This is a genomic window from Pseudomonas serbica (genome assembly GCF_028823535.1).
In the GTDB taxonomy this organism is placed as follows: Bacteria; Pseudomonadota; Gammaproteobacteria; order Pseudomonadales; family Pseudomonadaceae; genus Aquipseudomonas; species Aquipseudomonas serbica.
In genome coordinates, this window is the sequence record NZ_JAQIYM010000012.1 from 180,783 (window position 1) to 201,549 (window position 20,767).

Below are 20,767 nucleotides of genomic sequence, written 5' to 3' on the forward strand. Positions count from 1 at the left end.
CCTACGGCACCAACAAATACACCGCACTCACCGCCAGCAGCGACGCCATGCCCCGATTGAACCAGCGCATGCCCGCCGGGTTGTTCAGGTAGCCGCGCAAGAACGTGCCGGCGTAGGCCCAGCAACCCACCGACAGGTAGCAGATCACCAGGTACACCGCCGCGAACTGCCATACCAGGCGGGCCTCGCCGTCGGCGACGAACGCGCCCATGCCGGCCACGCAGGCCAGCCAGGCTTTCGGGTTGAGCCATTGCATCACCGCGCCGTAGAGCATCGACGGTGCGCGCTCCGCGTCCTTTGCCTGCAGTTGCCCATCGTCAGCGGCCAGCTTGAACGCCATGTACAACAGGAACGCCACCCCCGCCCACTGCACCACCTGGGTCATTGCCGGCCACAGCAGCAACAGCTCATGCAACCCCAGCCCCATCAGCACAAGCAGTAACACGAACCCCAACGTCGCCCCGGCCACATGGCGCTGACTGGCGCGAAATCCGAAGCGTGCTCCGGAACCCAGGGCCACGATATTCACCGGCCCCGGCGTGATGGAAGCGGCCAACGCAAACGCCGCCATGGACATGATCAAACTCATTTGCACACCTGCTCAGTCAATTGAACCAGGCGCCAATGTAAGGAACCCCGGGCTGCACGTATTGAAGAAAACTGCCCTGGGCTATGAGTAATACTCGACCACCTTCTTCACCTTCACCAACGCCTGGCGCAGTGCGACCATGTCCACCGAGCCCAGCGCCAGGCGTATCGCGTGGGGGACATGATGGGTGATCGCAAAGGGTTCGGCAGGCGACACCGACACCTGCTCGCGCATCAACGCCATGGCGATCTGGTCGGCCCGCGCGTCTTCGGCCAAGGGCAGCCAGATGAAATACGATGAAGGATGGCTGATGGTCTTGAGCCCCACCAGCACCTCACGGGCCAAGGCTTGCCGAGATTGGGCATCCACGCGTTTTTGCGCCTCGAGCTTGCTGACAGTGCCATCGTCAAGCCAGGCCGTGGCAATGGCCGTCATCACCCCGGGAGTGTTCCAGGTGGTTGCCATGATCGTCCGCTCGAATCCGGCCATCCATTGCGTCGGGGCGGCAACAAAGCCGACGCGCAAGCCGGTGGCGACATTCTTGGATAAACCGCTGACGTACACGGTTCTTTCCGGCGCCATTTCAGCCAAAGGTGGCGGTGCATTTTCGGCCAGGAAAGCGTAGGCCGCGTCCTCGATGATCGTCAGGTCATGGCGGCGTGCAATCGCCACCAATTGCTGGCGCTGATCGGCGTCCAGCACCCAGCCCAACGGATTGTGCAAGGTCGGCATCGAGTAGACGGCTCGCACCGGGCGAAGCCGGCACAGTTTCTCCAGGGCTGGCAAATCAGGCCCCTTGTCCGTGACGGGAATGGGCAGGACCTCAAGATGCAGGGTTTCGGCCAGCGTCTTGAAACCCGGATAGGTCAAGGCGTCCGCGGCAATCACATCGCCGGGTTTGAGCAGGGTCATCATCACCACCGCCAGGCCATGCTGGGCACCACTGACGATCAACACCTGCTCGGCCGGCAGATTCAGGCCGCGCTCGGCCAGATGACGCGCGAACGCAGCCCGCTCATGCAGGCGCCCGGCATGGGGCTGGTAACGCAGGAGTGCCTCAAGGTCGCCGGACAACGCGAGTTGGCGCAAGGCATTGCGCAACAGGTCAGCCTGACCTGGCAACGACGGGTAGTTGAAGTTGAGGTCGATCATCCCCGCCGCCACCACCGACTGCGAAATGCCCTGGCCCGGCGGCAGCGATGTTTCCCGGACAAAAGTCCCGCGCCCGGTTTCGCCACTGACCAGCCCCATCCCCTCGAGCTCGGCATACACCCGGCTGGCCGTGACCAAGGCCAATCCGTTCTCTGTAGCAAGCTGGCGGTGAGTCGGCAGGCGCGTACCAGGCAACAAACGCCCGGTGCGGATATCGGCGGCAAATGCATCCACCAGCGTCTTGTAGCGGGAACGAGGCATGTCGAGATGTATCCATGACAATTTTTTGATTGTCCCGATAGTCGACCATACGATGGCTTCAGTGCAACCAGACAATGAGCATGAGCCAAATGGAACGGACTTCTAACTTGCAAGACACGGCGCTGGAAAGCAGCACCCGCGGCTGGATCAATGGCCTGATCGGCGTGGTGATTTTCAGTGGTTCGCTGCCTGCGACGCGGGTGGCCGTGCTGGAATTCGACCCGGTATTCCTGACGGTAGCCCGCGCCACCCTCGCGGCGACCCTGGGCCTGTGCCTGCTGTTGCTGTTCAAGGAAAAACGCCCCGCGCGTAACCAGCTCGTGCCCTTGTTGATCGTGGCGCTGGGCGTGGTGGTGGGCTTTCCGCTGTTAACCGCGCTGGCGCTGCAATACGTCACGTCCGCGCACTCCATCGTGTTCGTCGGCCTGCTGCCGCTCGCGACCGCAGTGTTTGGCGTCTTGCGCGGTGGTGAGCGCCCACGGCCGGTGTTCTGGTTCTTCTCGGTGCTGGGCAGCCTGTTGGTGGTTGGGTTCGCCGTCGCCCAGGGCCTGACGGCTTCACCCCAGGGTGACATCCTGATGCTGCTGGCGATCCTGGCCTGCGGGCTAGGTTATGCCGAGGGCGCGAAGTTGTCCCGTACACTGGGTGGCTGGCAGGTGATTTGCTGGGCGCTGGTGCTGGCCCTGCCGGTCATGGCTGCATTGACCCTTTGGCGACTGCCGGCCTCGTTCGCCAACATCAGCACACCGGCCTGGTTCAGCCTGGCGTATGTGTCGCTGTTCAGCATGCTGATCGGTTTTGTGTTCTGGTATCGCGGGCTGGCCCAGGGCGGGATCGCCGCGGTCGGGCAGCTGCAACTGCTGCAGCCATTTTTTGGCCTGGCACTGGCCGCTACCTTGCTGCATGAACACGTCAGCCTGGGCATGCTCGGCGTCACGCTGGCCGTGATCCTGTGTGTGGCCGGGGCGAAAAAGTTCGCGCGCTAGGCACTGCTCTGCCGCCTGCGTCCATGACTGTACGGGTCAAGCCCACCGGCAGCTGTGATAGAAATATCGCTCCTGCTGCTGGAGCCGATCATGGACCTCACCACCCTCACCCTTTTCCTTCCGGCCTGCTTCGCCCTGAACATGGCGCCGGGCCCGAACAACCTGCTGTCGGTCAGTAACTCGACCCGCTATGGCTACCGCACCGCGTGCCTGGCCGGCGTCGGTCGCCTGCTGGCGTTCGCCGGGATGATCGCCCTCGCCTCGGCGGGTCTGGCGGTGGTGCTGCAAACTTCGGAACTGCTGTTCTACGGGATCAAGATCGTCGGTGCGGCGTACCTGTTTTATCTCGCCTGGCAACTGTGGCGTGCCAACCCCGGCGCAGAAACCGCGGTGACCACCCCGCCGGCGGGCATGCTGGCGTTGGCCCGGCAGGAGTTCCTGGTGGCGGCGGGCAACCCGAAGGCGATCCTGATCTTCACCGCGTTCCTGCCGCAATTCGTCGATCCGACCCGCGCGATCACGCCACAATTCGCCGTGTTGGGCGCACTGTTCCTGATCCTGGAATGGATTGCCATCGGCGCCTACGCTTACATGGGCCTGCACATGCGCCGCTGGTTTGCCAAGCCTTCGGGCAAGCGGTTGTTCAATCGCTGCTGCGCGGGCTTGTTGTCGGCGGCGGCTTCAGTGTTGCTGATGGCCCGTCGGGCCTGATTAACGACCGCTCATGTTCGGCCACCCGCGCCCCGCCGCGAGTTCGGCCCCGAGGAACGCCGGACAATTCCCGGCGGATATGCTGGAACAGCTGACGGATCGCAAGGCCTTGCAGGAGCTGCCGCGGGTCAGCGCCGGGAGCGGAATTCTCTGTTCATTTTTCGGTGGAGACGGTCCCTGTGCCGTTCTATGCTGCGTCCATGAACCTACAACACACGCTGCTTCCGCCCCACGCCGAGATGGTCCGCGCCATGCTCGAACGAGACACCACTTACGAAGGGGTGTTCTTTACCGCGGTCAAGACCACCGGGATCTTCTGCCGCCCGGGTTGCACCGCACGCAGCCCGAAACCCGAGAACGTCGAGTTCTTCGCCCACGCCGACGAATGCCTGGCGGCGGGCTACCGAGCCTGCCTGCGATGCAAGCCTTTGGATGCCGCCGCGATTGCACCGGACTGGGTACAGAAACTGCTGAAATCAGTAGAGCTTGAACCGGACATTCGCTGGAGCGACGCCCAATTGCAGGCCAAAGGCATCGAACCACTGAAACTGCGCCGCTGGTTCAAACAGCATTTCGGCATGACCTTCCATGCCTGGCTGCGCACCCGACGCCTGGGCATGGCATTGGGCGGCATCAAACAGGGCGAGTCGATCGACAGTGCAGCGTTCGATTCCGGCTACGAATCCCTGAGCGGCTTTCGCGATGCGTTTCAAAAGTCTTTCCACATCACACCGGGACGCGCCGCCAACAGTGAGCCACTGCTGTTCACCCGGTTGACGACGCCGCTGGGGCCGATGATCGCCATGGCCGAGCGTCGTGGGCTGGTGCTTCTGGAGTTTCTCGACCAGCCTTCGCTGACCCGCGAGGTGCAGACCCTGCAAAACCGCCATGGGTATGCCGTGGCGCCAGGACACAATGGGCATTTGCAGCACATCGAGACACAGCTGGCCGAGTATTTCGCTGGCGAGCGCACGCAATTCAGCGTCCCCCTGCACATGCCCGGCAGCGAGTTTTCCCGCCAGGTCTGGGCCGAGCTGGCACACATCCCCTACGGCCGGACCACCACCTACGGCGCGCTTGCCGCCACCTTGGGCAAACCCGGCGCCAGCCGCGCCGTCGGCCTGGCCAACGGTCACAACCGCCTCTCGATTGTCGTGCCCTGCCATCGGGTGATCGGTGCCGATGGCTCGCTGACCGGTTACGCTGGAGGCCAGCCGCGCAAGGCATTCCTGCTCAGGTTGGAAAACGCGGCGGTGCAGATCACCGAGCAATTGGCCTTTTGATCACAGGCTGCATTCGGCAGCCTGCCAAGGAAGCTTCATGCCTGACCCCTACCGGCTGGCCAGCCAATGGCTGGCGAACCTGGATGATGACTGGCGTCGCCACATCGACGCCGTCGGCCCCTGCCTGCATCAACCCCATGCCGCCCGCGATCCCTATGAGTCGCTGGTGCGGGCGATTGCCTATCAGCAACTGCACGCCAAGGCCGGGGATGCGATTGTCGGCCGGTTGCTGGCACTGTACCCCTCGGTGTCGTTTCCGCGGCCCGAGCAAATTGTGGCGACGGACTTTGATCGACTGCGCAGCTGCGGTTTTTCCGCCAGCAAGATCGCAACCATCCAGGGCATAGCCCAGGCGACGCTCGATGGCGTGGTACCGGATTACGCCACGGCGCTGGCCATGGACGATGAAGCGCTGATCGAGCGCCTGATCGCCCTGCGCGGCGTAGGTCGCTGGACCGTGGAAATGCTATTGATCTACAGCCTGGAACGGCCGGACATTTTGCCGGCCGATGACTTTGGCGTGCGCGAGGGCTATCGCCGGCTCAAGGGGCTTGAAGTACAGCCGACGCGCAAGCAGATGATCGACATCGGGCTGGCGTGGCGCCCGTATCGCACCGTGGCGGCCTGGTATTTGTGGCGGGTGTCCAACAGGTAGGCCGCGTTATCGTCCTTCGCGAGCAAGCCCGCTCCCACAACGTTCTCAGTGAGCACAACATTTGTGCTCACGAAAGCGTCAGTCATCACAACCCGGATTTCAACCGACTGAACGCCCGAATCAACGCCCGGTTGAACGCCTTGCCATTGTCATTCTTGCTGTACAACGACGCCCGCACCGCCTGCGCCGGATAGGTCCCCGGGTCATTGCGAATCGCCGGGTCGATCAAGCTGTCCGCCGCCGTGATCGCGTTGGCGTAGTGGATGGTGTCGGTGATCGGCGCGATCACTTCAGGCGTCATCAGGTAATCCATCAATGCCAACCCCGCCTCCGGATGCGGGGCGTCCTTGGGGATGACCATGGCATCGAACCAGATCAGCGTGCCCTCCCTGGGTATCCTGTACTTCAACGAAAACGGCTTTTTCGCCGCCTCTGCCTGTCCAGCCGCAATGGCCACGTTACCGTTCCACGACATCGCCACGCAGGTATTGCCGTTGGCCAGGTCGCTGATATTCAGGTCGTTGTCGAAGTAGCGAATATACGGGCGGATCTTCGCCAGTTGCTGTTCGGCCAGCTTCAGGTCATCAAGGCTCTGGCGGTTGATGTCCAGGCCCATGTACTTCATGACCGCGGCGAACACTTCATTGGGGTCGTTAAGCAGGCTGACCCCGCAATCGGCGAATTTCGCCACCACCGCCGGGTCGAACAACATGGCCCAGCTGTCCGTTGGCGCATCGGCCAGGCGCTGCTTGACCGCCCCTTCCTGATACCCCACGCCGGTGGTGCCCCAGGCATAGAACCCGGCATAACGGTTGCCCGGATCGAACACCGCCATGTGCTGGCGAAACTCTTCGCCGACACCGGCAAAGTGCGGTATCTGCTGCTTGTCCACGGCCTGGATCGCGCCGCTCTGGATCGCCCGGGACAGATGCTGTCCCGCCGTCAGCACCAGGTCGTAACCGCTGCGACCGGTGAGCAGTTTGGTCTCGACGGTTTCCAGCGAGTCGAAGTGATCGGCGACGACATGAATGCCGGTTTTTTTCTCGAAGTTGGTCAGCGTGTCCGGGGCCAGGTACTCGCCCCAGATGTAGAGATTCACCACCGGTTTGGCGGTGTCGGCGGCCTGCACACACAGGGGTGCAAGCACCAGCATCAAGGCTTGGGTCAGTTTGTGCAGGCCCATTTTTATACTCCTTTGCCAGCGTACTGCGGCATGGTGATGCAGGCGACGTTGCCGCCACCGAGGAGGATTTCCCGGGAGTTTTCGATGCCGACGATCTTGTGCTGCGGGAACAGTTCGGCCAGGGTCGCCAGCGCGACCTGATCATTGCGATCGCCAAACAGCGGCACCACGATCGAAGCGTTACCGGCGTAGTAGTTGATGTAGGACGCGCAGATTTTCGTACCCGCCTGACGGGTATGGGTGCTGTCCTGCTGGTCCAGGCCCTCGGCCTCCTCCGAGGTCCATTCCAGCACATCCGGTTGCGGCAGCTTGTGCACGATCAATTCGCGACCACGGCTGTCACGGGTGCTGCGCAGGATGTCGTAGGCCTCCTGATAAATTTCCCACTGCGGGTCGTCGCGATTGTCGGTCCATTGCAACACCACTTCACCGGGGCGCACGAAGCACGCAAGGTCGTCGACGTGGCCGTCGGTTTCGTCGAACTTGCACCCCCGCGGCAGCCAGATGACCTGCTCGGCACCGAGGTAATCGGTCAAGCGGCGAGTGACTTCGTCCTTGCCCAGGTGCTGGTTGCGGTTACGGTTGAGCAAACATTGTTCGGTGGTGAGGATGCTGCCCTGGCCGTCGCTCTGGATGCCGCCGAGTTCGGCGATCAACGGCGCGCGATAGCGGTCGAAGCGCTCGATCTCGAGGATTTTGCTGGCGATCTGGTCGTCCTTGTCCCAGGGGTAGTACAAGCCGCCGTCGAGGCCGCCGTAGGCGTTGAACTCGAAGTCGACGCCGCGCACTTCACCGCTCTGGTCGTTGACCACAAAACACGGACCGCTGTCGCGGAACCAGGTGTCGTTGCAGGTCATTTCCACCACCCGCACCTGCGGCGGCAACTGCCGGCGCGCAGTGGCGAATTGCGCGGCCGAGGCGCAGACGGTGACCGGTTCGCTTTGGGAGATGGCGGTGACGATCTGCACCCAGACTTTCTGAGCAGGTTTTGCGCCATTGCGCCACACGTCGGTGCGCTCCGGCCAGCCGAGCCAGCATCCGGACTTGGTTTCGAATTCCCCAGGCAAACGGAAACCGTCGAGTTTGGGGGTGGAATCGAGCAAACGTGCCATGGGCAAACCTCATCAGCCGGGATTGGAATGACCACAGGCTAAGGTTGCGCACGCCCTCCTCGCCAACGATGATTATTTCGGAACACTTGAATTGAACTCATCAATCAATCAGCTGATCGTTGAACCACTCGAGCATCTGCGCCACCGCAGGCCTCTCCAGCCGGACCCGTTCGCACACCAGCGCGTATTGCCCCAATGCCGTCATGCTGGAAGTGAACGGACGCACCAGGCGACCGTTGAGCAGATCTTCCTGGGCTGTCAGGTTATCGCCCATGGCCACGCCCTGCCCCTGGGCCGCGGCTTCCAGGGCCAATCCAGCGTGGGCGAAATACAGTTGCCGTTCGGGGCGCTGGTCACCGGCATGGCTGGTGAGCCAAGCCGTCCAGGTCTTGCCGTCCTGATCGTCGTGCAACAGGCAGTGTCGGGCCAGGTCTCTAGGGGTTTTCAAGGTGCCCTGGTTGAACAGCCCGGGACTGCACACCGGAAAAAACTGCAACGCCGGCAAGGGCCGGACGAAATAGGCACTGCTGTCCACGGGACCGGTGCCATAGGTGATCGCCAAGTCGATGTCCTCGCCCGGGGCCGTGGCGTCGATCGGTTGTTCATAGAGGTGCAAGGTGATGTGCGGATAGCGCGCATAGAAATCCGAAAGACGACTCATCAACCACTTCTGCGCCAGTTCGGCGGTCACCGCCAGGCGCAACACCGCCAGGGACGATGGGTCGCGCAGTTCGTCACAGGCATCGCCGATCAGCTCGAAGGCCTGCTGCAAGCTTTGCATCAGCCGTCCAGCAGCCATGGTCGGGCGAATTTGCCGGCCTTCGCGCACAAACAGCGATACCCCAAGCTGTTCTTCCAGCTGGCGGATCTGATGGCTGACGGCGCTGTCGGTGACGCACAGCTCCGCCGCCGCCCGGCCGAAATGGGCGTGACGGGCGGCGCATTCGAAGGTTCGCAGGGCGGCCAGGGAAGGTAGTCGTCGCATCGGGTCGGGTCCGGGGTTCGAGGCGCTCATGCTGACCCGGTAGATCGTGGGCGTCCAGTCGGACCGCGTTATCGTTTTTCGCGAGCAGGCTCGCTCCCACAGTTGGTCTGCGGTGTTCCCTGTGGGAGCGGGCTTGCTAGCGAAGACTTCAGTCCATTCACCGCGCCCCCGACTGCCCATCACCCATGCTGATGGCGCCCGCGGTCGGTGAAGTGTTCATCGCCCGGGGTCGCGTGGTGAAGGCCCGCAAGAAGCAGGTATTTACCCATGCCGAGTTGTTCGCGCAAACCGGCGATCAACTGAAACGGGTGCCGGTCGAGGAGCGCTGACGGTCTAGGCTGTCTTGAAGCTCGCTCAAGACAGCCGGAGGTTCTCATGCAACTCGAAGGTTCCTGCCATTGCGGCGCGGTGTCGTTCAGCCTGACCAGCGCCCATCCCTATCCTTATCAACGCTGCTACTGCTCGATCTGCCGCAAGACCCAGGGCGGTGGCGGTTATGCGATCAACATTGCCGGCGATGCCAACAGCCTCAAGGTACGCGGGCGCAAGAACATCGCGATCTACCATGCCCTGCTCAAGGGCGAAGGCGAGAAACGCGCCCATCGCAGCAGCGCCGAGCGGCATTTCTGTTCGCTGTGCGGCTCGGGGTTATGGCTGTTCAGCCCGGAGTGGCCGGAGTTGATCCATCCGTTTGCGTCGGCCATCGACACACCGCTGCCGGTGCCGCCGGAGCATACGCACTTGATGCTAAGTTCCAGGGCGCCTTGGGTGGAAGCCGAGGTACGGCCAAAGGATAAACAGTTTGATGTTTATCCCGAGGAGTCCATCGCCGACTGGCATGAGCGGCTGGGTTTAAGCCGCTGACGCTACGGGCACACCACTGTGGAAGCGAAACTCCACATCCGGCGATTCGATCAGCTCCTGCTCGGCCGCGCGGACCTTGTCGATCACTTGGGCGATGTCCTTGGCGTCGCCGTATTGGTACGCCAGCTTCAGGTAACCCTGGAAGTGCCGGGCCTCGCTTTTGAGCAGGCCGAAATAGAACTTGCCCAGTTCTTCGTCCAGATGCGGTACCAAAGCCTCGAAACGCTCACAACTGCGGGCCTCGATGAACGCGCCGACGACCAGCGTATCCACCAGCTTGACCGGCTCGTGACTGCGCACCACCTTGCGCAGCCCCGAGGCGTAACGGCCGGCGGACAGCTGGCGCAAGCCGATCTTGCGTTTTTTCATCAAGCGCATGACCTGCTCGTGGTGCACCAGTTCTTCCCGGGCCAGGCGCGACATCATGTTGATCAAATCGACATGGGAGTGATACTTGGCAATCAGGCTCAATGCCGTGCTGGCGGCCTTGAATTCGCAGTTCTTGTGGTCGATCAGCAGCGTTTCCTGGTCGGCCAGCGCGGCTTGAACCCAGCCGTCGGGAGTGCGGCAGCCAAGGAACTCGTGAATTTCGGGAAGGATCATGGGGCTCACGGAAAAATAAATAGGTATAAAACGAAGGGCGCCGATTATACCGGCCTGCCCAGAGACCACCAGCCACTACCGTTGATATGCATCAAGTCGCCGACTGCCGCGCAGCAACTATAGTTGTGCAACGCCATGCTTTTTCATTTTCAGGAGATCCCGATCATGCAAGCCATTCGCAGCATCCTGGTGGTCATCGACCCCGAACATTCGGAAAGCCTGGCGCTCAAACGGGCGAAATTGATCGCCGGCGTGACCCAGGCGCACCTGCACCTGCTGGTCTGTGATCCCAAGCACGATCACAGCGCCATGCTCAGCGTGCTCAAGGCGGCGTTGCTGGAAGACGGTTACAGCGTCACCACCGAGCAGGCCTGGAACCAGAGCCTGCACGAAACCATCGTCGAGGTGCAGCAGGCGGAAGGCTGCGGGCTGGTGATCAAACAGCATTTCCCCGACAGCTCGCTGAAAAAGGCCCTGCTGACACCGGTGGACTGGAAACTGCTGCGCGCCTGCCCTACCCCGGTGCTGCTGGTTAAAACCGCCGGTTCCTGGAAGGACAAAGTCATCCTGGCCGCCGTCGACGTGGGCAATATGGAAAGTGAGCACCGCCATTTGCACAACACCATCATCGATTACGGCTATGACATCGCCAGCCTGGCCAAGGCGCACCTGCATGTGATCAGTGCGCATCCGTCGCCCATGCTGTCGGCAGCAGACCCGACGTTGCAACTGAGCGAAACCATCGAGGCGCGCTATCGCGAACAGTGCAGGGCGTTCCAGGCCGAGTTCGACATTGACAACGATCACCTGCACATCGCCGAAGGCCCGGCGGATGTATTGATTCCGTTCATGGTGCACAAGCTGCAGGCGGCGGTGACGGTGATCGGCACGGTGGCGCGCAGCGGGTTGTCAGGGACCTTGATCGGCAACACCGCCGAAGTGGTGCTCGATGCGGTGGAAAGCGATGTGCTGGTGCTCAAGCCCCGGGAGGTTGAGGATCACCTGGAGGAGCTGGCGGTCAAGCATTGAGATTTTCCGCGCCTTTCAGGACGCCATCGCGAGCAGGCTCGCTCCCACCTCGAAAGGTATTCACCTGTGGGAGCGAGCCTGCTCGCGATGCTTTTACGCGCCGAAGGCGTCTTTGAGGAATCCAGGCGCAATGTAACGCTGGTAATGCGCCTCGGAGAGCAGGAAAAATTCCCGATCGATGGCATCACGCAGTTCCGGCAGGTTCCAGTCGCGAAATTCCGGCAACAACACCATCCCGTAGGCTTCCAGATTGTTGATCACCCGGGCGCCCCGGGCGATCAGCTGGTAGGCCCAGCAATATTCCGACTGATGGGGCACGAAGCGGATCTTGCGCTGCTCCAGCTGCATTCTGAGCAGCAACGGGTCGAAAATTTCCACCTTGGCAGCCATCACCTGGGACAACAGCTGCTCAAGACGTAGCCATACCGCGCGTTTTTCTTCCTCGTTGTAGCCGTTCCAGTGGATCACTTCGTGGTGGAAACGCTTGCAGCCACGGCAGACCAGATCACCGTAAACAGTGGAGCAAAGGCCGACGCAGGGGGTCTTGATGGTCTGATTGGGCATAGGTAGGCAGAACGCGAAAAGCAAAACAGGACGGCATGTTAGCCCTTTGTCTAACATTGATCACCCCTCAAAGTTTCATGAGCCAACTTACCTTTAATATTTTTTTGCCGTAGAATCAGCCTGCCTTTTTAGGCGCCAATGTCCGTTAGAAGCTGTTTTCAAAGCGTCACGAGCACAGTCGTTCCTTCAGAGCGGTGTTGGCGAAGGGTTTTTCCAGCGGGGAAAAACCCGGCGCCAACCCTCATCAGCTCCCGTTCTGCAGGCGTAAAACTTTGAAAGCAGCTTCTGTAAGGAATTGTCGGTAATTCTGGCTAAGTGGCCCACAACGCCATGCAGCGCATGAGTACGGCAATTTCGGGATGAGCGTCCCGGACACCCATTTGGGACCACTGATGAGGGTAATACTGTGCTTGAAGCCTACCGCAAACATATCGAAGAGCGCGCAGCACTGGGTATCGTTCCCCAGCCGCTAAACGCCGAACAAACTGCAGGCCTGGTCGAGCTGCTGAAGAATCCCCCGGCTGGCGAAGAAGCATTCCTCGTTGACCTGATCACCAATCGCGTTCCGCCTGGAGTGGACGAAGCAGCCTATGTCAAGGCCGGCTTCCTGTCCGCCATCGCCAAAGGCGAAGCCACCTCTCCCCTGATCGACAAGAAGCGCGCTGTTGAACTGCTCGGCACCATGCAGGGCGGCTACAACATCGTGACCCTGGTGAACCTGCTGGACGACGCCGAACTGGCACCAGTAGCTGCCGAAGAACTCAAGCACACCCTGCTGATGTTCGATGCCTTCCACGACGTCGCTGAAAAAGCCAAGAACGGCAATGTACACGCTAAAGGCGTGCTGCAATCCTGGGCTGACGGCGAGTGGTTCGTGAAGCGCCCGGTGCTGGCCGACAAGATCAGCCTGCGCGTGTTCAAGGTTCCTGGCGAAACCAACACCGACGACCTGTCCCCTGCTCCGGATGCCTGGTCCCGTCCTGACATCCCGCTGCACGCCCTGGCCATGCTGAAAATGGCTCGCGACGGCATCGTGCCGGACGCACAAGGCGTCACCGGTCCGATGAAGCAGATCGAAGAAATGCGCAATGCCGGCTTCCCGATCGCCTACGTGGGCGACGTGGTCGGTACCGGTTCTTCGCGTAAATCGGCGACCAACTCGGTTCTGTGGTTCTTCGGCGACGACGTTCCTTACGTGCCGAACAAGCGTGCCGGCGGTTTCTGCTTCGGCAGCAAGATCGCTCCTATCTTCTACAACACCATGGAAGATGCTGGCGCACTGCCAATCGAATTCGACGTTTCCAACATGAACATGGGCGACGTGATCGACCTGTACCCTCATGCTGGCAAAGTCTGCAAGCACGGCACCGACGAAGTCCTGACCACCTTCGAAATGAAGACGCCGGTGCTGTTGGACGAAGTTCGCGCTGGCGGCCGTATTCCACTGATCATCGGCCGTGGCCTGACCGAGAAGGCTCGCGCCGAGCTGGGTCTGCCACCTTCGGAACTGTTCAAGAAGCCTGAAGCACCGGCTGAAAGCACCAAGGGTTTCACCCTGGCGCAGAAAATGGTCGGCAAGGCTTGCGGCGTGACCGGCGTTCGTCCGGGCACCTACTGCGAACCGAAGATGACCACCGTGGGTTCCCAGGACACCACCGGTCCAATGACCCGTGACGAACTCAAAGACCTGGCGTGCCTGGGCTTCTCGACCGACCTGGTGATGCAGTCCTTCTGCCACACCGCGGCTTATCCAAAGCCGATCGACGTGACCACCCACCACACCCTGCCTGACTTCATCATGACCCGCGGCGGCGTTTCCCTGCGTCCGGGCGACGGCATCATCCACTCGTGGCTGAACCGCATGCTGCTGCCAGACACCGTCGGTACCGGTGGTGACTCCCACACCCGTTTCCCGATCGGTATCTCCTTCCCGGCCGGTTCCGGTCTGGTTGCGTTCGCCGCAGCCACCGGCGTCATGCCGCTGGACATGCCTGAGTCGATCCTGGTTCGCTTCAAGGGCGAACTGCAACCAGGCGTCACCCTGCGTGACCTGGTTCACGCCATTCCTTACTACGCGATCCAGGCTGGCCTGTTGACCGTAGAGAAGAAAGGCAAGAAAAACGCCTTCTCCGGTCGCATCCTGGAGATCGAAGGCCTGCCTAAGCTGACCGTCGAGCAAGCGTTCGAACTGTCCGACGCCTCGGCTGAACGTTCGGCGGCCGGTTGCACCATCCAGCTGTCCAAAGAGTCGATCGCTGAATACCTGCAGTCGAACATCACCTTGCTGCGCTGGATGATCGGCGAAGGCTACGGCGATGCACGTACCCTGGAACGTCGCGCCCAAGCAATGGAAGCCTGGCTGGCCAACCCTGAGCTGCTGGAAGCGGACAAAGACGCTGAATACGCCGAAGTCATCGAGATCGACCTGGCCGACATCAAGGAGCCGGTACTCTGCGCTCCGAACGACCCGGACGACGCTCGCCTGCTCTCCAGCGTTGCTGGCGAGAAGATCGACGAAGTGTTCATCGGTTCGTGCATGACCAACATCGGTCACTTCCGCGCTGCCGGCAAGTTGCTGGAACAGGTCAAGGGTCAGTTGCCAACCCGTCTGTGGCTGTCGCCGCCGACCAAGATGGACGCTCACCAGCTGACCGAAGAAGGCTACTACGGCATCTACGGCAAGGCCGGCGCACGCATGGAAATGCCGGGCTGCTCGCTGTGCATGGGTAACCAGGCGCGTGTAGAGCCGAACTCGACTGTCGTGTCGACTTCGACCCGTAACTTCCCGAACCGTCTGGGTGACGGCGCGAACGTCTACCTGGCTTCGGCCGAGCTGGCGTCCGTGGCTTCCATCCTGGGTCGCCTGCCGACCGTCGAGGAGTACATGGAATACGCTGGCAAGATCGACAGCATGGCGGCCGATGTCTACCGCTACCTGTCCTTCGACCAGATTGCCGAGTTCCGTGAAGCTGCTGCGAACGCCAACATCCCGGTCGTTCAAGCCTAACGCTGCAACGCAATGAAAAACGCCGCCCATCGTGAGAGGGGCGGCGTTTTTTTATGCCTTCAATTTGAACACCGCCCCTGTGGGAGCGAGCCTGCTCGCGAAAGCGTCAGCACATTCAACATTGATGCTGGCTGACCCACCGTCTTCGCGAGCAGGCTCGCCCCCACATTGGGTTATGCGTACGGCTTGAGCGCCTGCTGCACCGCCCCATCCACACTCAACCCGCTCAGCATCACCCCATTGGCCTCAACCTCTGGCAACATCGCCAAAGCCGTCTGTGCATCGTCCTTCAGACGCGCCAGAATCAGCCGTTTGCCTTCCTGATGCACCCGCACAAAAAACTCCTGCAATGCCTCGATGCTGGTACCGTCCAGATCTGGCGATTCCTCAAGACTGAGGATCACCGCATGAACCGGCGTTTGCGAATGCCGGATCAAGTGCAAGGCACCGCCAAGAATCCGCTCGACGTTGGCAAAGAACAACGCCTCACCCGGCCGCACAATCAACACGCCCGGCACCGTTTGCGCCGTTGGATGGCGCTGCAGGTCGACAAAGTCGTGACCGCCATCGATGCGCCCCAGGATCTGGATATCCGCGGCCGACATCTGCTTGAGCATCAGCAGCACACTGATCGCCACGGCGACCAGCAAGCCGTCCAGCACCCCCAGCACCAGCACCGCGCCCACGGCGCAGATCACCAGCAAGCGGTCTCGGCGCCAGACGAAATAGCGTCCCAGCGGCTGCAGGCTCAAGCCCCGCCCCAGGGCATGGATGACGATGGCGGCGAGGATCGGTTCCGGGGTCAGGGCGATGTAAGGCAGCACCGTCAGGACAATCACCAGCACCACCAGCGCCGCTACGATGCCGGCCAGGCGCGAAGTGGCGCCCGCTGCCTCGTTGGCCGATGTCGCCGAGTACCCTGCCCCCGCCGGCATGCCATGAAACAGCCCTGAGAGCAGATTGGAGGCCCCCAGCGCCAGCAAATCCCGGTTCGACCTGACGCGGTCACCGTGTTTAAGCGCGTTGGCACTGATCGAGCCGTAGGTCTCCGCGTACAGGATCATGACCATGGCAAACCCCAGTTCGCCCAAACGCAGCCAGTCGGCAAACGGCAGTACCGGCAGCTTCGGCACCTCCAGGCTCAGGTCGATCACGCCGATCAGCTTCACGCCATAGGCCGGCAGGTCCAGCCACTGTCCTGCCGCAATGCCGATCACCACCACTAACAAACCACCCGGCAAGCGCCGAAACCGTGCAAACAGCCATAACAAGACCAATGCCACGGCGCCGACGCCAGCTGCCACCCAGTTCCATTGCGGCAGTTGCTCCAGCAGTTGCGGCAGGAAGCGCACCAGGTTGGCATCAATCAAATGCACGCCGACCACGCTGGCGACCTGCTTGAGGATGATGGTCAGCGCCAGGCCAAAGGCAAAACCACGCAGCACCGGTTTGGCAATGAACGAGGTCACACTGCCGAGCTTGAACAACCCGGCCAGCAAGAAAAACGCCCCGGTCACCAGCACCAGGCCGAAGGCCAGGGTCGAACGAAGCCCGGGGTCGCCATTGGCCAGGGTGGCGGTCGCCGCAGCCAGTACGGCGGCGGAGGATGAAGTGGCCGAGACAATCGCAAAGCGGCTGGTGCCGAACAGGCCATAACACAGTAACCCGGCAAACAAGGCGATCACCCCGGCCTGGGGTGCCAGTGCGGCGATGCTTGAATAGGCGACCGCTTCGGGCAGCAACAGGCCGGCAATCGACAAGCCGGCCAACAGGTCCTGCCAGCGGTTGGGTTGCTCGGTGGGATAAGCCTTTGGGGCGTTCGACAATCCAGTGTCTCCAGGCAAAAAAAAACCGCTGCACGTTTTACGCGCAGCGGCCACTGTAGCTGAAAATCCTTGAATTACGCGGTCAGCGAGTAGATCAACGCTGAAATCGCCACCAGGCCGACCGCCACCACAAATACGTTTGACGCCTGGCCGCGATAACGCGCCATGGCCGGTACCTTGCGGATGGCGTACATCGGCATCAGGAACAGGATCGCCGCAATCACCGGCCCCCCCAGGGTTTCGATCATGCCGAGGATGCTCGGGTTCAGGGTGGCGACGATCCAGCACACCACCAGCATGAACGCCGCGACAATACGGTCCAGGGTCTTGGCCGCCGGACGCTTGCCGCTCTTGACGATCAGGCCTTTCAGACCCTCGCTGGCGCCGATGTAGTGCCCCAGGAACGACTTGGAAATGGCCACGAAGGCAATCAACGGCGCCGCGAAGGCGATGGTCGGGTTGCTGAAGTGGTTGGCCAGGTACGACAGGATCGACAGGTTCTGCGCTTTCGCCTCGGCCAGTTGCGCCGGCGACAGGGTCAGCACGCAGCTGAACACGAAGAACAACACCATCACCACCATCAAGGCGTGAGCCCGGGACAGGATCTGCGAGCTACGTTCTTCGGCGTGCTCGCCGTAACGGCGCTTCTGGTCCACGGCGAACGCCGAGATGATCGGCGAATGGTTGAACGAGAACACCATCACCGGAATCGCCAGCCACAGGGTGTGCAGCAACGCGGACGGCTCGGGCAGCGTGCTGGCCGTGCTCAGGATGCCGCCATTCCAGTGCGGAATCAGGAACACCGCCAGAAACAGCAGTGCGACGATGAACGGGTAGACCATCAGGCTCATGGCCTTGACGATGACTTGCTCGCCGCAGCGCACCACGGCCAGCAGGCCGAGGATCAGCACGAACGACAGCACCGCCCGCGGAGGCGGCATGATGTGCAGCTGGTGTTCGAGAAAGCTGCCCACGGTATTGGTCAGGGCCACGCTGTAGATCAACAGGATCGGGAAGATCGCGAAGAAGTACAGCAAGGTGATCAAGGCACCGGCCTTGAGACCGAAATGCTCTTCCACCACTTCGGTGATGTCCGCGCCTTCGCGACCGGACAGCACAAAGCGGGTCAAGCCGCGGTGTGCATAGAACGTCATCGGGAATGCCAGCACTGCCAGCACCAGCAGCGGCCAGAAGCCACCCAGGCCCGCGTTGATCGGTAAAAACAGGGTTCCCGCACCAATCGCCGTGCCAAACAGGCCCAGCATCCAGGTGGTGTCCTGGCGGTTCCAGCTCGAAAGGGTTGCGGGTGTCGCTGCTACAAAGCGTTCGTTAACGCTATTGGCCTGATCATTCATCCGGTGGGATCTCCACATTCCGGTCACTTGCCACCCGGCCAGAACGCGTCGGAATACCCGACAGGCAGCGCCCTGGCCGAAACAGGGGCGCGATTCTGGAGGATTAGTGAACAGAAGCAAAGACTTAGGTGAGGAACGGCGGTACCAATTTGAGATCGCGTGAACACCAAATTCCCCTGTGGGAGCGAGCCTGCTCGCGATAGCGGTGGCACATCCAGCATTCAAAGTGACTGAAACACCGCTATCGCGAGCAGGCTCGCTCCCACAATGAAGAGCTGCATCTCATCACTCCCTACTTGATAAAGGTTATCCATCATGTATTTTAACTAAACCTGCCCACCTTCCGGAGTCTTCCCATGCCACTGGTTCGCGTCGACCTCAAGAAACAGCAAGACCCCACCTACGCCAAGCGTATCGGCCAACAGATCTACGCCGCCCTGCGCAGCGCCATCGGCGTGCCGGAAAACGATAACTTCCAGATCCTCGCCGAACACGACGAACAGCATTTCATCTTCGATCCCCAATACCTGGGCATCCAGCGCAGTGACGGCCTGGTGGTCATCCAGATCACCCTGAGCGAAGGCCGGACCCTGGAGCAGAAAAAGCTGCTGTATAAAACCATCGTCGAAAACCTCAATACCCAACTGGCCGTGCGCCTGGAAGATGTTTTCATTAACCTGGTGGAAGTGAAGAAAGAGAACTGGTCGTTCGGCAACGGGATTGCCCAATACGCCCTCTGACAACCACCTATTGACCTGTGAGCCAGCCATGCCCCGCGTTTCCCGCAAACAAGCCGACCTTAACCGCGAAATCATCGTCGAGGCCGCCACCCGGCTGTTTCGCGAGCGCGGCCTGCACGGGATCAGCGTCGTCGACGTCATGGCCGCTGCGGGCCTGACCCATGGCGGTTTCTATGGCCACTTCGAATCCAAGGAAGCGCTGGCCAGGGAGGCCAGTGAACGGGCATTCAAGGAGGTGGGGGCGAAATGGCGCGAACGGATCACCGGCGAAGACAAAGCGCAGGCACGGCGAGCCTTGATCGAGCCTTACCTGTCGACCTACAGCCGCGACAATCCCGGTGAAAGCTGCCCGGTGGTGGCCTTTGCCGGCGACATGTGCCACGAGCCCACCGACAGCGCCTTGCGCGAACCCTTCATGGCCGGCTTGAATCGCCTGCTCGAGGCCTTCAGTCAATTGATGGACTCGCACGATCCCGCGGCAAACCGGCAGCAGGCGCTGGTGCAATATTCGCTGATGGTAGGCGCGTTGACACTGGCCCGGGCCACCCGGGGTGATCCGCTGTCGGAGGAAATCCTCGAGGCGGCGCAGTCCTTCCTGACAGCCCCCCCTTCCTTGGCCTGAAAATTCGCTGCGATCAAAAAAGCTCGCAGGCTGCGCCAGCTCCTACACTTAGGAGCATGGCTGTTGCCAATCTGCCCCGCTGCCAGCACTCTCAACCGACGTTCGAGCCCGACGATCCGCGCCCACAGGAGCAAAGCATGCCTGCAACCGTTCTGGTACTGGTTGAAACCATCAATGATTACCTGCCCATTCTCGAACGCCAGGGCTTTCACCTGATCCTGGCGCCCACGCCTGCCGAGCGCGCCGAGGCCATCAGCCGGCACAGCGGCCAGATCGACGCCGTCCTGACCCGTGGCCCGCTCGGCCTCTATGCCGACGAAATCGCCGCCCTGCCCAACCTCAAGATCATCTGCGTGATTGGCGCAGGTTATGAGCAGGTCGACCTGCAAGCCGCCGCCGACCGCGGCCTCACCGTCACCAATGGCGCCGGGGTCAACGCCTCCTCGGTGGCGGACCATGCCATGGCGCTGCTGTTGTCGCTGGTGCGCGACATCCCCCGCTGCGATGCCGCCGTACGCCGGGGAGAATGGCCGAAAATCATGCGCCCTTCCCTGGCCGGCAAGCGCCTGGGCATTCTTGGCCTCGGCGCGGTTGGCATGGCCATCGCCAAACGCGCCGGCGCCGGCTTCGACATGAGCGTGAGCTACCACAACCGCCAGCACCGCAGTGATGTGCCCTACAAGTTCTGCTCGACCCCCACCGAACTGGCGCGCGCCTCGGACTTCCTGATCGTCGCCACTCCGGGCGGCCTGGGCACCAAGCACCTGATCAACAAACAGGTGCTCGAAGCCCTCGGACCCAACGGTTTTTTCGTCAACATCGCCCGCGCCAGCGTAGTGGTCACCGCCGACCTGATCAGCGCGCTGGAGCAACGGCGGATTGCCGGTGCCGCGCTGGATGTCTTCGACGCCGAGCCCAAGGTACCGGATGCCCTCAAGGTCCTGGCGAATGTCATTCTCAGCCCGCATGTGGCCGGGCTGTCCCCCGAGGCCACCCAAGGCACCGTGGAACTGGTGGGCCGCAATCTCGTGGCGTTTTTTTCCGGCCAGCCGGTGCTGACCCCCATCGAGCTGCCAAAGGGCGTGACCCAGGCCGTCCAGTAAGACAATTCAAACAGATGTATCAAAAACAATGATTGCCCGGCAACACGCTCACCTATAAGGGTCGGCGGAGGTTGTGGGTACCGGGTGCGCGCATTAGATTAGCCAATAGTTTCAGGCCACCAGAATAAGCAGAAGGG

Annotated in this window: 20 protein-coding genes; 11 read left to right on the forward strand and 9 right to left on the reverse strand. The window is 61.6% G+C overall.

Annotated elements, in window-relative coordinates:
* Window position 1: 1 nt before the first annotated feature.
* Window positions 2-589, reverse strand: a complete 588-nt coding sequence (locus NQL71_RS20875; protein ID WP_046815647.1) for a LysE family translocator — start codon at window positions 587-589, stop codon at window positions 2-4.
* 81 nt (window positions 590-670) lie between these two features.
* The gene (locus NQL71_RS20880) at window positions 671-2,002 is read right to left on the reverse strand and encodes an aminotransferase-like domain-containing protein (RefSeq protein ID WP_166620029.1); all 1,332 of its coding nucleotides are present in this window, start codon (window positions 2,000-2,002) and stop codon (window positions 671-673) included.
* 89 nt (window positions 2,003-2,091) lie between these two features.
* On the opposite strand from NQL71_RS20880, the gene NQL71_RS20885 reads away from it, so the two are divergent.
* The 4 genes from NQL71_RS20885 to NQL71_RS20900 all read left to right on the forward strand — a co-directional run bounded on the left by NQL71_RS20885 (window position 2,092) and on the right by NQL71_RS20900 (window position 5,637).
* Window positions 2,092-2,988, forward strand: a complete 897-nt coding sequence (locus NQL71_RS20885; protein WP_077183803.1) for a DMT family transporter — start codon at window positions 2,092-2,094, stop codon at window positions 2,986-2,988.
* A gap of 90 nt (window positions 2,989-3,078) precedes the next feature.
* Window positions 3,079-3,699, forward strand: coding sequence for a LysE family translocator (locus NQL71_RS20890; protein ID WP_046815644.1), 621 nt, complete (start codon window positions 3,079-3,081; stop codon window positions 3,697-3,699).
* A gap of 200 nt (window positions 3,700-3,899) precedes the next feature.
* Window positions 3,900-4,982: a bifunctional transcriptional activator/DNA repair enzyme AdaA gene (locus NQL71_RS20895; protein ID WP_046815643.1), complete on the forward strand. Its 1,083-nt coding sequence runs from the start codon at window positions 3,900-3,902 to the stop codon at window positions 4,980-4,982.
* A gap of 37 nt (window positions 4,983-5,019) precedes the next feature.
* On the forward strand, window positions 5,020-5,637 hold the full coding sequence (locus NQL71_RS20900; RefSeq protein ID WP_274643197.1) for a DNA-3-methyladenine glycosylase family protein: 618 nt from the start codon (window positions 5,020-5,022) through the stop codon (window positions 5,635-5,637).
* A gap of 85 nt (window positions 5,638-5,722) precedes the next feature.
* Here NQL71_RS20900 and NQL71_RS20905 read toward each other — a convergent pair whose 3' ends face one another.
* The 3 genes from NQL71_RS20905 to NQL71_RS20915 all read right to left on the reverse strand — a co-directional run bounded on the left by NQL71_RS20905 (window position 5,723) and on the right by NQL71_RS20915 (window position 8,917).
* Window positions 5,723-6,820, reverse strand: coding sequence for an extracellular solute-binding protein (locus NQL71_RS20905; RefSeq protein ID WP_274643198.1), 1,098 nt, complete (start codon window positions 6,818-6,820; stop codon window positions 5,723-5,725).
* Window positions 6,821-6,822: 2 nt separating this feature from the next.
* Window positions 6,823-7,932, reverse strand: coding sequence for an agmatine deiminase (gene aguA, locus NQL71_RS20910; protein ID WP_274643199.1), 1,110 nt, complete (start codon window positions 7,930-7,932; stop codon window positions 6,823-6,825).
* Window positions 7,933-8,032: 100 nt separating this feature from the next.
* Window positions 8,033-8,917: a LysR substrate-binding domain-containing protein gene (locus NQL71_RS20915; RefSeq protein ID WP_274643200.1), complete on the reverse strand. Its 885-nt coding sequence runs from the start codon at window positions 8,915-8,917 to the stop codon at window positions 8,033-8,035.
* 185 nt (window positions 8,918-9,102) lie between these two features.
* Here NQL71_RS20915 and NQL71_RS20920 point away from each other — a divergent pair, with 185 nt between their 5' ends.
* Together NQL71_RS20920 and NQL71_RS20925 are read left to right on the forward strand one after the other, a co-directional pair.
* Complete coding sequence (locus NQL71_RS20920; protein ID WP_274643201.1) at window positions 9,103-9,246, forward strand: hotdog family protein; 144 nt, start codon at window positions 9,103-9,105, stop codon at window positions 9,244-9,246.
* 46 nt (window positions 9,247-9,292) lie between these two features.
* The gene (locus tag NQL71_RS20925) at window positions 9,293-9,781 is read left to right on the forward strand and encodes a GFA family protein (protein WP_274643202.1); all 489 of its coding nucleotides are present in this window, start codon (window positions 9,293-9,295) and stop codon (window positions 9,779-9,781) included.
* Here NQL71_RS20925 and NQL71_RS20930 read toward each other — a convergent pair.
* Window positions 9,770-10,384, reverse strand: coding sequence for a MiaE family protein (locus tag NQL71_RS20930; RefSeq protein WP_166620023.1), 615 nt, complete (start codon window positions 10,382-10,384; stop codon window positions 9,770-9,772). The genes NQL71_RS20925 and NQL71_RS20930 overlap by 12 nt on opposite strands.
* Window positions 10,385-10,549: 165 nt before the next feature.
* Between NQL71_RS20930 and uspL the strand changes: the two genes are divergently transcribed.
* Window positions 10,550-11,413, forward strand: a complete 864-nt coding sequence (gene uspL, locus NQL71_RS20935) for a universal stress protein UspL (protein WP_274643203.1) — start codon at window positions 10,550-10,552, stop codon at window positions 11,411-11,413.
* 93 nt (window positions 11,414-11,506) lie between these two features.
* Here uspL and NQL71_RS20940 read toward each other — a convergent pair whose 3' ends face one another.
* Entirely contained in the window at window positions 11,507-11,977 is a 471-nt protein-coding gene (locus tag NQL71_RS20940) for a DUF1289 domain-containing protein (protein WP_046815635.1), read from the reverse strand.
* A gap of 406 nt (window positions 11,978-12,383) precedes the next feature.
* On the opposite strand from NQL71_RS20940, the gene acnB reads away from it, so the two are divergent.
* The gene (gene acnB / locus NQL71_RS20945; RefSeq protein WP_046815634.1) at window positions 12,384-14,984 is read left to right on the forward strand and encodes a bifunctional aconitate hydratase 2/2-methylisocitrate dehydratase; all 2,601 of its coding nucleotides are present in this window, start codon (window positions 12,384-12,386) and stop codon (window positions 14,982-14,984) included.
* 173 nt (window positions 14,985-15,157) lie between these two features.
* On the opposite strand, the gene NQL71_RS20950 is transcribed toward acnB, so the two are convergent.
* Together NQL71_RS20950 and NQL71_RS20955 are read right to left on the reverse strand one after the other, a co-directional pair.
* Entirely contained in the window at window positions 15,158-16,810 is a 1,653-nt protein-coding gene (locus NQL71_RS20950; RefSeq protein ID WP_166620022.1) for a SulP family inorganic anion transporter, read from the reverse strand.
* A 74-nt stretch (window positions 16,811-16,884) separates the two neighbouring features.
* Entirely contained in the window at window positions 16,885-18,165 is a 1,281-nt protein-coding gene (locus NQL71_RS20955; RefSeq protein ID WP_046815632.1) for a serine/threonine transporter, read from the reverse strand.
* 356 nt (window positions 18,166-18,521) lie between these two features.
* On the opposite strand from NQL71_RS20955, the gene NQL71_RS20960 reads away from it, so the two are divergent.
* The 3 genes from NQL71_RS20960 (at window position 18,522) to NQL71_RS20970 (ending at window position 20,630) form a co-directional block, all read left to right on the forward strand.
* Entirely contained in the window at window positions 18,522-18,905 is a 384-nt protein-coding gene (locus NQL71_RS20960; RefSeq protein WP_046817435.1) for a tautomerase family protein, read from the forward strand.
* A 28-nt stretch (window positions 18,906-18,933) separates the two neighbouring features.
* Window positions 18,934-19,527 carry a TetR/AcrR family transcriptional regulator gene (locus tag NQL71_RS20965; protein ID WP_274643204.1) on the forward strand — a complete coding sequence of 198 codons (594 nt, stop codon included), beginning with the start codon at window positions 18,934-18,936 and terminating at the stop codon, window positions 19,525-19,527.
* A gap of 137 nt (window positions 19,528-19,664) precedes the next feature.
* Window positions 19,665-20,630 (forward strand): 2-hydroxyacid dehydrogenase, encoded by a 966-nt coding sequence (locus NQL71_RS20970; RefSeq protein ID WP_046817433.1) that lies wholly within the window; start codon window positions 19,665-19,667, stop codon window positions 20,628-20,630.
* Window positions 20,631-20,767 lie beyond the last annotated feature (137 nt).